At 71.5% G+C, this 12,736-nt stretch carries 8 protein-coding genes; 3 read left to right on the top strand and 5 right to left on the bottom strand.

The annotated features are described in order from the left end of the window. Positions 1-129: 129 nt before the first annotated feature. The 3 genes from Q0R63_RS21015 to Q0R63_RS21005 are packed head-to-tail and all read right to left on the bottom strand — an operon-like array spanning position 130 to position 6,429. On the bottom strand, positions 130-1,149 hold the full coding sequence (locus Q0R63_RS21015) for a dihydroorotate dehydrogenase-like protein (RefSeq protein ID WP_295701817.1): 1,020 nt from the start codon (positions 1,147-1,149) through the stop codon (positions 130-132). Then, the gene (gene nifJ, locus Q0R63_RS21010; protein ID WP_295701815.1) at positions 1,149-4,787 is read right to left on the bottom strand and encodes a pyruvate:ferredoxin (flavodoxin) oxidoreductase; all 3,639 of its coding nucleotides are present in this window, start codon (positions 4,785-4,787) and stop codon (positions 1,149-1,151) included. Before nifJ ends, Q0R63_RS21015 begins: the two co-directional genes overlap by 1 nt. 1 nt (position 4,788) lies before the next feature. Beyond that, positions 4,789-6,429 (bottom strand): NAD(P)-binding protein, encoded by a 1,641-nt coding sequence (locus Q0R63_RS21005; protein ID WP_295701814.1) that lies wholly within the window; start codon positions 6,427-6,429, stop codon positions 4,789-4,791. Between the two features lie 225 nt (positions 6,430-6,654). Between Q0R63_RS21005 and Q0R63_RS21000 the strand changes: the two genes are divergently transcribed. After that, positions 6,655-7,134 carry a dsRBD fold-containing protein gene (locus tag Q0R63_RS21000; RefSeq protein ID WP_295701812.1) on the top strand — a complete coding sequence of 160 codons (480 nt, stop codon included), beginning with the start codon at positions 6,655-6,657 and terminating at the stop codon, positions 7,132-7,134. Positions 7,135-7,192: 58 nt separating this feature from the next. Here Q0R63_RS21000 and Q0R63_RS20995 read toward each other — a convergent pair whose 3' ends face one another. Continuing rightward, positions 7,193-7,675 carry a hypothetical protein gene (locus Q0R63_RS20995; protein WP_295701810.1) on the bottom strand — a complete coding sequence of 161 codons (483 nt, stop codon included), beginning with the start codon at positions 7,673-7,675 and terminating at the stop codon, positions 7,193-7,195. A gap of 62 nt (positions 7,676-7,737) precedes the next feature. Continuing rightward, complete coding sequence (gene ppdK / locus Q0R63_RS20990; protein ID WP_366521187.1) at positions 7,738-10,461, bottom strand: pyruvate, phosphate dikinase; 2,724 nt, start codon at positions 10,459-10,461, stop codon at positions 7,738-7,740. Between the two features lie 206 nt (positions 10,462-10,667). Between ppdK and Q0R63_RS20985 the strand changes: the two genes are divergently transcribed. Together Q0R63_RS20985 and Q0R63_RS20980 are read left to right on the top strand one after the other, a co-directional pair. Next, positions 10,668-12,065, top strand: coding sequence for a pyridoxamine 5'-phosphate oxidase family protein (locus tag Q0R63_RS20985; protein WP_295701808.1), 1,398 nt, complete (start codon positions 10,668-10,670; stop codon positions 12,063-12,065). A gap of 155 nt (positions 12,066-12,220) precedes the next feature. Continuing rightward, positions 12,221-12,736 (top strand): thiamine pyrophosphate-binding protein (locus tag Q0R63_RS20980; RefSeq protein WP_295701806.1); only part of this gene is annotated, 516 nt, incomplete at its 3' end.

The raw sequence follows: 12,736 nt of genomic DNA, 5'->3' as shown, positions 1-12,736 counted from the left end.
GCCGAGCGGCACCAGACCTACCTCGACGCCGAGCTGGCCAAGCTGTCCGAGACGCAGCCCGTCTGACCTCTGCGTGAGCTGCCGGTGCGGTGGTCCGCGGTGCCTCGGCACCGTGGACCACCGCACTCGCTACGGCGCGACCACGTCGGCGTACTTCGCGCGCCCGTGCTCCAGGGCCACCACATAGCCCGCCCGTTCGTATGCCGTCCGGTCGACCTCGAGGGGCACCGCCAACACCCCACGGGCCTCGGCGACGCCGTGGTGGCCACCGGACTCGAGCCAGGTCCCGAGACCGTCGAGGAGGACGCCGACGTGGTCGGCGCCGTGCCGCAGCAGGGCGGAGGCCGTCATCACGACGTCGGCGCCGGCGAGCAGGTATGTGACGACGTCCTCGGCCTGGTCCACCCCCGTGGTCGCGGCCAGCGAGAGCGACAGGTGCCGTCGCAGGAGGGCGATCCAGGTCCGCGGCAGCCGGGCCTCGTCCGGCGAGGACAGGCCGAACCCCGGCTCCACCCGCATCGACCTCAGGTCGATGTCGGGCTGCAGGAAGCGGTTGAAGAGCACGAGCCCGTTGGCGCCGGCCGCGTCGAGCCGTAGCGCCATCTCTCCCACCGAGCTGAAGTGGGGGCTCAGCTTGACCGCGATCGGCAGCGACACGACGGCCCGCACCTGCTGGAGGATCTCGACGTGACGGTCCTCGACCTCCCGGCCGCTGGTGTGCGGATCGCCGGGCAACGCGAAGATGTTGAGCTCCAGGGCCGCCGCCCCGGCCTCCTCGATCCAGCGGGCGAAGTCCACCCAGCCCCCTGTGGCGCCGGCGTTGAGACTGGCGATCACGGGCACGTCGACGAGGCTGACCGCCCGCTCGATGAGGTCGAGGTAGCGGCGGGCTCCCCCGGGTGCCTCCGTCGGCAGCGACGGGAAGTAGGACAGCGCCTCGCCGAAGGACCCCTCGTGGGCCTCGTGGAGCAGGAGGTCGCGCAGGTCCTCCTGGCGCAGCTGCTCCTCGAAGAGGGAGTGCAGCACGACCGCGCCGATACCGGCGTCGGCCAGTCGCCGGACCCGATCGACCGAGCTCGACATCGGGGAGGCAGACGCGACAAGGGGATTGCGCAGTGGCAGACCGAGATAGCGCGTGGAGAGGTCCATCAGGCGTCCCGCCGGGCGTCGGCGGTGAAGTGGGCGGCCCCCCGCGTGGCCATCTCCTCGTAGACGGCCCACCGCTGGTCGACGGCCTCCTGGGCGAGGACGAGGAGGCGCTCGGCCTCCGCCGGGTTCGAGGTGCGGAGCATCCGGTAGCGCAGCTCGCGGTAGATGTAGTCCTCCAGGGGGATTCGCGGTCGCGGCGAGTCGAGCATGAACGGGTTGCCGCCCCGGGCGCGGACTGTGGGGTCGTAGCGCACCAGCGGCCAGTGCCCGCTGGCGACGGCGCGGTACTGCTGGTCGAGCCCGTCCTTCATCTCGATGCCGTGGGCGATGCAGTGGCTGTAGGCGATGATCAGCGACGGGCCCTCGTGGGCCTCCGCCTCGCGGAACGCCGTGAGCGTCTGCTGCGGGTCCGCGCCCATCGCCACCCGGGCGACGTAGACGCTGCCGTAGGCGATGGCCTGGAGGGCGATGTCCTTCTTCGCGACCGCCTTGCCCGACGTCGCGAACTTCGCCACCGCGGCGAGCGGGGTGGACTTGGAGGACTGTCCCCCGGTGTTGGAGTAGACCTCGGTGTCGAGGACGAGGACGTTGACGTCGCGGCCGCTGGCGAGGACGTGGTCGAGCCCGCCCGACCCGATGTCGTAGGCCCACCCGTCACCACCGACGATCCACACGCTGCGGCGCAGGAGGTGATCGGACACGCTCCGCAGATCCTCCGCGGCCGGGCCATCGAGGCCCCTGAGCCGGTCGGCCAGCACCAGGAGCCGGTCGCGCTGCGCGGCGATCTCGAACTCCCGCACCTGCGGCGCGTCGAGGATCGCGTCGACGAGCTCCGAGCCCACGCCGTCCCGCAGCTGCTCGAGACGCTCCCGCGCGAGCCGGGTGTGCAGGTCGGCCGCGAGCCGCAGGCCGAGGCCGAACTCGGCGTTGTCCTCGAAGAGCGAGTTGGACCAGGCTGGACCCCGCCCGTCCGCGTTCGTGGTCCACGGCGTCGTCGGCAGGTTGCCGCCGTAGATCGAGGAGCACCCGGTGGCGTTGGCGACCGTGAGCCGCTCGCCGAACAGCTGGGTGAGCAGCTTGAGGTAGGGCGTCTCCCCGCAGCCGGCGCAGGCCCCGGAGAACTCGAACAGCGGCAGCAGGAACTGCGCTCCGCGCACGGTCCCGAAGTCGACGCGCGCCCGGTCGTTGACCGGCAGGCTCTCGAAGAACGCGATGTCGCGACGGCCCGGCTCGATCAGGGGATCGGCGGGCACGAGGTTGATCGCCTTCCGCGGTGGATCGGTGACCGGACCTGCCGCCGCGTTCAGGCCGGCCGGGCTCAGGCCGGCCGCACTCACCAGGCTGGGGCCCACGGGACACGCCTCGACGCAGAGGCCGCAGCCGGTGCAGTCCTCGACGTAGACCTGCAGGGTGTAGCGCGCACCCGGCAGCCCCGCGGCGTCGAGCGGCATCGACGGGAAGCCCGCGGGCGCGCCGTCGAGGGCGTCGCCGTCGTAGTACTTCGAGCGGATCACGCTGTGCGGGCAGACGAAGCTGCAGTTGCCGCACTGGATGCACGAGTCGGGGTCCCACTGCGCGACGACGTCGCTGATCCGCCTCTTCTCGTAGGCCGTGGTGCCGCTCGGGTAGGTGCCGTCCACCGGTAGGGCGCTCACCGGCAGGGCATCGCCGTGGCCGGACATCATCGCCGCCGTGACGGTGCGGACGAACTCGGGCGCGTCAGCCGGGACGATCGGAGGCAGCGGGTGGCCCGACGGCGCCGTCGCCGGCACGGGGATCTCGTGCAGTGCGGCGAGGGCGGCGTCCACGGCAGCGTCGTTGCGGCGGACGACCTCGGCGCCGCGCCGTCCGTAGCTCTTCTGGATCGCCTCCTTGACCCGGGCGATCGCGTCGTCGCGCGGCAGCACGCCGGAGATCGCGAAGAAGCAGGTCTGGAGAACGGTGTTGGTGCGTCCGGGCAACCCGGCCTCGCGGGCCACGGTGTCCGCGTCCACGGCATACAGGGTCAGGCGCTTGTCGATGATCTGCTGCTGGACCGGTCCGGGGAGTGCGTCCCAGACCTGCTCCGGCGGGTGGGGTGCGTTGAGGAGCAGCCGGCCGCCCACCGCGGCGCACCCGAGGACGTCCACGGTGTCGAGGAGACGGATCTGGTGGCAGCCCACGAACCCGGCCTCGGTGACGAGATAGGGCGCCCGGATCGGGGTGGGACCGAACCGGAGGTGCGAGACCGTGACTCCCCCGGACTTCTTCGAGTCGTAGACGAAGTAGGCCTGCGCGTGGACGGCGGGATCGGCCCCGAGGATCTTGATGGTGTTCTTGTTCGCGCCGACCGTCCCGTCCGAGCCGATGCCGAAGAAGACCGCCCGCAGCGTCGTCGGCTCCTCGATGTCGAGGCTGGCGTCCCACGGCAGGCTCAGCCCGCCGACGTCGTCGATGATCCCGATGGTGAAGCGGGGCCGCGGGGCCGGAGCGGCCAGCTCGGCGAAGACCCCCGCGACCATGCCGGGCGTGAACTCCTTCGAGGACAGGCCATATCGGCCACCGATGACCCGCGGCATCGTCTCGAGGGTGCCCGAGCCGTGGGCCTCCGCGAGGGCCGCGATGACGTCGAGGAAGAGCGGCTCGCCGTTGGAGCCCGGCTCCTTGGTGCGGTCGAGGACCGCGATGTGACGGACCGACGACGGCAGTGCGGCGATGAGCTCCGCCGCAGGGAAGGGCCGGTAGAGGCGGACCTGCAGCACGCCGACCCGCTCGCCGCCCTGCTGGCCACCCCGCACGAGGTGGGCCACGGTCTCGCGGGCCGTCTGGGCGCCCGAGCCCATGATGACGATGACCCGCTCGGCCTCCGGGTGGCCGACGTACTCCATCAGTCGGTAGGCGCGGCCGGTGTGCGCCGCGACCTGGTCCATCGCGTCCTGCACGACGGCTGGTAGGCGCGCGTAGTAGGGGTTGACCGTCTCGCGGGCCTGGAAGTAGACGTCGGGGTTCTGGGCCGTGCCGCGGATGAAGGGCCGTTCGGGGGTCAGGGCCCGGGCCCGGTGGGCGCGGACGAGCGACTCGGGGACCAGCTCGTGGAGGACCGCGTCGTCGATGAGCTCCACGGTGTTGATCTCGTGCGAGGTCCGGAACCCGTCGAAGAAGTGCAGGAACGGCACCCTGGACTCCAGGGTCGCCAGCTGGGCCACGAGCGCCAGGTCGTGGGCCTCCTGCACGGAGGCGGACGACAGCAGCGCGAAGCCGGTCTGGCGCACCGCCATCACGTCGGAGTGGTCACCGAAGATCGAGAGCCCCTGTGTCGCAATCGATCTCGCGGCCACGTGGAAGACCGTCGAGGTCAGCTCGCCGGCGATCTTGTACATGTTGGGGATCATCAGCAGCAGACCCTGCGACGCGGTGAACGTCGTGCTCAGCGCTCCCCCCTGCAGCGCGCCGTGCAGCGTGCCGGCGGCGCCACCCTCGCTCTGCATCTCGACGATGGTCGGCACGGTGCCGTAGACGTTCTTCCGACCGTGGCTCGCCCACTCGTCGGCGAGCTCGGCCATCGTCGAGGACGGGGTGATGGGATAGATGGCACAGAGCTCGTTGAGCCGGTAGGCGACGTCGGCCGCAGCCTCGTTGCCGTCGATGGTGACGCGCATGTCAGGCCTCCGGGACCATCGCGATGGCGGACACGGGACACTGGCGCGCGCACGTGCCACACCCCGTGCACGTGTCGTAGTCGAACTCGTAGCGCTTCCCGACCCCGAGCTTGATCACCGAGTCCTCCGGACAGGAGCCGAGGCAGCCGTCGCACTCGAAGCAGTTGCCGCAGGAGAGACAGCGTTCCGCCTCGAACTGGGTCTCCTCCGCAGTGAGCCCGGCGAGCACCTCGTCGAAGGCGGCCACGCGCGCGGCCGGGTCGAGCTCGGACTGCTGCCGTCGGGCGTGTTCCCCGAAGTACCAGAGGTTGAGCTTCTGGAACGACGCCAGGTCGTGCTTCGGGCCGACGACGAAGGGCACCGTGCGGAGGTAGGCGTCGATGCTGCGTGCCGCCTTCCTGCCGTGCCCGACACCGACGGTCACGGTGCGCTCGCTCGGCACCGCGTCGCCGCCGGCGAAGACGCCGGGCGCGCCGGTCATCAGGGACGTGAGCGAGACCTGCACGGTGTCGTTGACCAGCTCGACACCCGGCACGGTGCGCAGGAAGCCGGTGTCGCTCTCCTGGCCGAGGGCCAGGATGACGGTGTCCGCGGCCAGCGTCTCGAACTGCCCTGTCCCGTGGGGACGGCCGCTCGCGTCGAGCTCCTGCACCTCGACCGTGAGGTCGTGCTCGCCCATCGAGCTGATCGTGCGCAGCCAGTTGATCCGGATGCCCTCGTCCTCGGCGTCGACGGCCTCCTCCTCGTGGGCCGGCATCTGGTCGCGCGTCCGGCGATAGACGATCACCGTGTCGTCGGCGCCCAACCGACGCGCGACGCGGGCCGCGTCCATCGCCGTGTTACCGCCGCCATAGACCGCGACCCGCCCACTCAGCGGGGCCTGCTCGCCCGCGGCGACCGCGTGCAGGAACGTCACGGCGTCGAGGATGCGGGCGGCGTCGGCGTTGGGGATCTCCACCCGCTTGGACAGGTGCGCGCCGACCGCGACGAAGACCGCGTCGAAGCCGCCCTGCTCCATCTCGGCCTGCAGGTCGGTCACGCGGTGGTTCTGCTCGAAGGTCACGCCCAGCGCGGCGATCCGGCGGATCTCGGCATCGAGGACGTCACGCGGAAGCCGGTAGCCCGGGATGCCGTACCGCATCATGCCGCCGGCCTCGGGGGCGTTGTCGCGCACGACGACCTCGTGCCCGAGACGGGTGAGGTGGTAGGCCGCGGAGAGACCGCTCGGGCCCGCCCCGACGACGAGCACCCGCCGGCCCGTGGGACTCGGCGGTGGGGTGAACGCCCACCCCTCACTGATCGCGCGGTCCCCCAGCGAACGCTCCACCGCGTGGATGGAGACGGCTCCGTCGAGCTCGGCGCGGTTGCAGACCGTCTCGCACGGGTGATAGCAGACCCGGCCGTGGATGGCGGGGAAGGGGTTGTCGGCGGTCAGCGCCCGCCAGGCGGCCTCGTGGTCGCCGGCCTTGACGAGGCCGAGCCAGGCCTGGATGTTCTCGCCCGCCGGGCAGCCCGCGTTGCAGGGTGGCATCAGGTCGACGTAGACCGGTCGGCTCAGGCGGACGGGGCCGGCGCCCAGCCGACCCAGTCCGAGGGGGGCCGGCGGCGTGAGGTCGCGGCGGTCGTCCACGGGTGCTCCCATCGGGGAGCCCTCGCGTGCCGGGGTGCACGAAAGAGCTTCAGTCCGTAGCCTTCCCGAGCCCAGGGCGCCCGAGTAGGGCCCAACGTCCCGGGTGCGGTGGTGCCCGGGCCGGAGGCCGGTCTGCCGCAGACGGGACGTTCGCCCCTATCGGCACGGACCGCCGCGGTGATGTGCTGCATGACAAACCCGGTCGATGTCGGACACCCCACCAGAAGGAGCATGACGATGAAAGCACGCCAGGGAGACCGCCTCATCCTCGCGGCCGGCCACGTCGACGAGCCCACGCGGGACGGCGAGGTGCTGGAGGTCAGGGGGGACGACGGGGAGCCGCCCTACCTCGTGCGGTGGGCCGACGGGCATACCGGGCTTCTCTATCCGGGACCCGGGGCGGTCCTGCGCATCGGGCCCGACGTCGTACACACGGCCAGTTCGCCCGTCGCTGCGAGGGTCGAGGCGCCCGCAGGCCGCCACGTCCGCGAGTGGCACGTGCGCGTGTCCATCTTCGAGTCAGGGGACGACACCAGCGCCAATGTCGTTCTCCTCACTGATGCCCCGAGTCACCTCACTGCGCGCGGCGAGAGCCACCGCAGCCCCGGAGACGTCTCGGTGCCCGAGATCGGGGACGAGGTCGCCGTCGCACGGGCCCTGCGGCACCTTGCCGACCAGCTCCTGGCCACCGCGATGGAGGACATCAGCGCCCAGTGACCCCGGAGGAGGCGCGCGCGACACCGCGCGCGCCTTCTTCCGGAGCGAGACCGCGAGGTCAGGCGGCGATGGGGATCCGGCGCACGAAGGCCTCGACCTTATTCTCCCAGTCCTCCTCGAGCGGTCCCTTCGGTGCGGTGACGTAGACCTTGTCCTCCGCGATCCTCACGAGTCCCTTGCTCTCGAGGATCTCGTTCATGATGGGCCGGACGCGCTGGTACCTGCCCAGCTCCTGCTCGGTCAGCATCTTCCCGGTCTTCCGATCCGTCCGTGGCCTCACCTCGGTCGTGAGGATGGCGTACCTGGTGCCGGCGGCCAGCACCACGTCCTTGAGGAAGCGACGTGCGCCGCCGATCGGCTTGCCCATCCGCCCGGGAGAGCTGAACAGGTAGAGGTCGGCCGGCGGCAGCTTGTCCGGACTCAGTCGCGTGATGTGATGGACGTCGACCACGACGCCGTTGGTGGCCATCTGCCGCTTGAACTCTTCGGCGACCATGGCTCCGTTGCCGTAGTGCGAGGCGTGGACGTACTCGATCTTCATGGTGCAGCTCCAGGTGGATACAACCGGGTCGCACGTGGGTCGCACGACATCAGGTCACGCGGTCAGCGGGTGTCCGACCCCGCGTCGACGCGCTCGGACAGGACGGCTGCCCGGCCGGCCTCCAGCCGCGCCACCGGCACGCGCGGCGGTGAGCAGGAGACGTAGTCGAGTCCGAGGTCGGCGCAGAATCGCACCGAGGCCGGGTCGCCACCGTGCTCACCGCACAGGCCGAGGCCGAGGGCGGGACGAGCCGCCCGACCCTCCTCGCAGGAGATGTGCATCAGCCGGCCGACCCCGCGCTCGTCGAGGGTGTCGAAGGGGTCGAACGACAGCAGACCCTGCTGGCGGTAGAGCCCGAGGAAGCTGGTCTCGGCATCGTCGCGGGAGATCCCCCAGGTGGTCTGGGTGAGGTCGTTGGTGCCGAAGGAGAAGAACTCGGCGCTGCGGGCGAGGTCGCCCGAGGTGAGGGCCGCCCTCGGCAGCTCGATCATGACGCCGATCGGCACCGTGAGGTCCAGGCCGCGTCGGGCGGAGACCTCGGCGAGCGCCGACTCGATCCGCGCGCGGGCCTGCTTCAGCTCCTTCTCGTCGCTGACGAGGGGGATCATGATCTCCAGCTGCGGGTTGCGCCCCCGCACGAGCAGCTCGGCGTAGGCGTCGCCGAGTGCGCGCACCTGGGCGTCGAGCAGCTCGGGGACGACCGCGAGCAGCCGCACGCCACGCAGCCCGAGCATGGGGTTGACCTCGTGCCACCGGCGGACCACCGCGAGCAGGTGCTCGAGACCGGCGTCGTGCTGGCCGCGCTCCTCGATGACCGCGACCCGGGTCGACAGGTCGACCAGGTCGGGCAGGAACTCGTGCAGCGGTGGGTCGAGCAGGCGGACGACGACCGGGAGCCCGTCCATCTCCTCGAGGATCTCGAGGAAGTCGTGCCGGGTCAGCTCCTCGATCTTGGCCAGGGCCTCGGTGCGGCCGCTGTCGGTCACCACCTTCTCGACGAGCACGCGCCGGTCGCCCAGCAGCATGTGCTCGGTGCGGGCGAGACCGATGCCCTGGGCTCCGAAGCCCTTGGCCGCCTTGGCGTCGGCGAGGGTCTCCGCGTTGGCGCGCACCCCCAGGTGGCGCCGCAAGTCGGCATGCACTAGCAGGCGGACAACGGCCGCAGCCGTGGGGTCCTCCGTGGCGGGCGCCTCGAGGACGGTCGTCGCCTGCAGCGCGGCTGCGACCGGGCTGGGCCGCACGTCGCGGCGTCCGCGGCATACCTCTCCCGTGCTCCCGTCAACCGAGACGACGTCGCCCTCGGCGAGGATCGCGCCGTCCTGCAACACGATTCGATGCTCCCGGACGTCGATCTCCAGGTCGCGGAGCCCGGTCACGCATGCGCGACCCAGCCCCCGCGCGACGACGGCGGCGTGCGAGGTCAACCCACCGCGTGAGGTGATGACCGCCTCGGCGACCAGCATGCCCGCCAGGTCGTCAGGACTGGTCTCGGGTCGCGCGAGCACGACCTTGCGGCCCTGCGCGGCGACGATGACCGCGGCGCCCGAGCTGAAGACGAGCTCACCGACAGCGGCGCCGGGGCTGGCGGCCAGACCGGTCGCGACGACGTCGCTCGTGCCGCCGGGGGCGAACTGGGGGTGCAGCAGGCTCTGCAGCTGACCGCCGTCGACGCGCACGAGGGCCTCGTCCATGTCGATGGTGCCGGCGTCCGCGAGGTCGACCGCGATCCGGAAGGCGGCGGCCGGGCTGCGTTTGCCGACTCGGGTCTGCAGGATCCACAGGTGGGCGTCCTCGACGGTGAACTCGACGTCGCACACGTCGGTGTAGTGGCGCTCCAGCGTCTCCAGGTGCCGCAGCAGCTCGGCGTGGACAGCCGGCTGCAGGCGGTCGAGGTCGTCGAGGGAGAGCGTGACACGGCTGCCGTTGACGACGTCCTCACCCTGGGCGTTCGGCAGGTAGTCACCGTAGGCACCGGGCGCACCGGTGGCCGGGTTGCGGGTGAAGCAGACACCGCTGCCGCTGTCGGGACCGGTGTTGCCGAAGACCATCTCGATGATGTTCACGGCCGTGCCGAGGTCGTCGCTGATCCCCTCGTGCAGGCGGTAGAGCCGCGCACGGTCACCGTTCCACGACTCGAAGACCGACCGGATCGATCGCACCAGCTGCTCGTGCGGGTCCTGCGGCAGGTCCTCACCGCCCTGCTCGACGCAGATGCGGCGGAACTCCGCCGTCAGCTCGCGCAACGTGTCCGCGTCGAGACCGCTGTCGTCCGCGACGCCCCGTGCCTCGCGGGCGCGCGCCAGGGCGTCCTCGAAGAAGTCGGCACCGACGCCGAGGACGGTGCGGCCATACATCTGCGTGAGGCGGCGGTAGCAGTCCCACGCGAAGCGCTCGCCACCCCGGTCGGCGAGACCGGGCAGGGTGGCGTCGGTCAGGCCGACGTTGAGGATCGTCTCCATCATGCCGGGCATCGAGAACCGGGCGCCGGAGCGGACCGAGACCAGCAGGGGGTCGGCGACGTCGCCGAAGCCCCGCCCGGCCTCGATCACGAGCTCGTGCAGCCGCTCGAGGACGAGCACCTGGAGCTCGGCCGGTTCCTTGCCGTCGACCAGGTAGGTGCGGCACGCCTCGGTGGTGATGACGAAACCGTGCGGCACCGGGAGTCCGAGCCGCGTCATCTCCGCCAGGTTCGCCCCCTTCCCACCCAGCAGGTCCACCATGGTGCGGTCGCCGTCATGCAGGCTCATCACCAGCGGGGTTCGTACGCTCTGGGTCAACGTGGTCACGAGATGTCTCCTCAACGAGAATGGGGCACGTCTGTATCTGCCAGACCCCAACGCTTCCCGGTCGTATGCCGTGGGGACAGAGACCTTCGTCCCGGCGTCGGGAGGTGGGACCGGTGGCGGGCAAGAGGCAGGGACCTTTGACCCGAGACGTTCGGCCGTCGCGCCGTCACGATGGCAGGACCGAACAACGCGGCAGGAGTTCTCTGATGAGCGAGTCAACGCACGTGGATGGGCCGGGCGGACCCGTGGTGGTCGGCTGTGACGGGTCCTGGCCGGGTGCCCAGGCCGTCATCGTCGCGGCCGCGGCCGCCCAGCGACGTGGCACCCCGCTGAAGCTGCTGGTCATCGAACGACCACCCGAGACCGCGACGGAGAGCCGTGACGCCGCCGTGGAGCACGCTCGCTACGTGGGCGAGACGGCCCGGATGCAGGCGCTGAGTGCCGACCCGGGCATCGACACCGAGGTGGTCCTGGCGACGGACATCCACGACGCGCGCGTCGAGCAGCTCACGAGGCAGGCCGGCCTGCTGGTCCTGGGCTCCTACGGGGCCGGCGGTCAGGTGGCCCTGTCCCTCGGGTCGATGAGCGAGGCCCTGGCCCGGGCCTTCGCCTGCCCCCTGCTGCTGCCGCACGCCCGGGTCGGCGAGTCGCTGAGAGCCGGGACGCGCCCACCCACGGTCGTCGCCGCGGTCAGTCGCAACGAGAGCGCCCACCACGTCGTGGCCGCCGCCGCCCGGGAGGCGGCCGAGCGGCACGTCCCCCTCCTGATCGTCCACGCGCTGTCGATGCAGGACGCCGCCGAGTTTGCGAGCGAGCAGGACTGGGTCGCCACCCTGGTGGCCGCGGTCGGCGTCCCCGCGTGGTTGCCGCACCGCACCGTCGTCACGGTGGCCGACCCCGTCGCTGCCGTCCTCGACCGCGTCGAGTCCGACGACCTGCTCGTCGTCGCCACCCGCGGCGAAGGCCGTCTGGCCGGCCTGGTCTCCGGCTCGGTCACCCGGGCCCTGCTCGACGCAGGACAGTGCGACGTCCTGGTCGTCGACCACGGCAGCGTCAGCCACAGCGCGGTCGGGCCCACCTCCGGCCTGGCGTCGGAACCGGCCCAGGTCAACATCCCGAACGCCGCGGTGACGCTCTCCGCCACGGAGTGCTGGTCGTTCCTGCGCGGCGCAGCCGTGGGACGTCTCGGGGTCTCGGTCGACGGCCGACAGGACATCTTCCCGGTCAACCACGTCGTCAGCCGCGAGTCCGTCGTCTTCCGGACGGCGCAGGGGTCCAAGCTCGACGCCTGCGTGAACCAGCCGGTGGCCTTCGAGGTCGACGGCTTCGACACGGCCACGGGTGACGCCTGGAGCGTCGTCGTCAAGGGCACCGCCCGCGAGCTGCAGGGACGCGACGAGATCATCCGGGCGCTGCGGCTGCCGATCGCGCCGTGGCCGGGCGACCCGAAGCCGCGCATCGTGCAGATCGACCCCTATCCCGGCCCGGGTGCCGTGACCGGTCGGCGGTTCCACGTCTTCGGCGGGCTCACGGCGATGAGCAGCAGCGCGGCGGAGGGATGGCTCTCCGTCCCGAGCCCGGGACCGGTTCCCATCCACCCCTGACGGCCGATCCTCGACCGCGAACCGGTGGGCTCCACCTAGCGACGACCGTTGGTCCTCGCCGCCGTCGCCGCTGAGCGTCTGGAGGTGCCCCCGCACTCACCGACGGTCGTCGTTACGCGCCAGCAACCCTGGTCTCGCTGCTCTAGGTTGGCGGTATGAACGGTGCGCAGGCCCTGATCCGGACGCTCGTCGACTCCGGGGTCGACGTCTGCTTCGCCAACCCGGGGACGTCTGAGATGCACTTCGTCGCCGCCCTCGACGATGTGCCCGAGATGCGGGGAGTACTCGCCCTCTTCGAGGGTGTCGTCACCGGAGCCGCCGATGGCTATGGCCGGATGGCCGATCGCCCGGCCGCCACCCTGCTGCACCTCGGTTCGGGCTTGGGCAACGGGCTGGCAAACCTGCACAACGCCCGGCGAGCTCACACCCCGATCGTCAACATCGTCGGCGATCACGCCACGTATCACAAGCAGTACGACGCTCCGCTCGACTCTGACATCGAGACCGTCGCCCGCAACGTGTCGGGTTGGGTGCGCACGTCGACCGGTCCGACCCAGGTCGCCACCGATGCGGCCGACGCCATGGCCGCGGCCAGCCGACCGCCGGGTCAGGTCGCCACCCTGATCCTGCCAGCCGATGCCTCGTGGCTCGACGGTGCCGAGCCGGCCGCT

The organism is Lapillicoccus sp. (genome assembly GCF_025353065.1).
In the GTDB taxonomy this organism is placed as follows: Bacteria; Actinomycetota; Actinomycetes; order Actinomycetales; family Dermatophilaceae; genus Lapillicoccus.
This window is presented reverse-complemented; position numbering and strand designations above follow the sequence as displayed.

What these genes read in the sequence shown, in the direction of transcription:
- Q0R63_RS21015 (WP_295701817.1), bottom strand. Translation starts at nt 1,149, where the DNA reads ATGGACCTCTCCACGCGCTATCTCGGTCTGCCACTGCGCAATCCCCTT.
- nifJ (WP_295701815.1), bottom strand. Translation starts at nt 4,787, where the DNA reads ATGCGCGTCACCATCGACGGCAACGAGGCTGCGGCCGACGTCGCCTAC.
- Q0R63_RS21005 (WP_295701814.1), bottom strand. Translation starts at nt 6,429, where the DNA reads ATGGGAGCACCCGTGGACGACCGCCGCGACCTCACGCCGCCGGCCCCC.
- Q0R63_RS21000 (WP_295701812.1), top strand. Translation starts at nt 6,655, where the DNA reads ATGAAAGCACGCCAGGGAGACCGCCTCATCCTCGCGGCCGGCCACGTC.
- Q0R63_RS20995 (WP_295701810.1), bottom strand. Translation starts at nt 7,675, where the DNA reads ATGAAGATCGAGTACGTCCACGCCTCGCACTACGGCAACGGAGCCATG.
- Q0R63_RS20985 (WP_295701808.1), top strand. Translation starts at nt 10,668, where the DNA reads ATGAGCGAGTCAACGCACGTGGATGGGCCGGGCGGACCCGTGGTGGTC.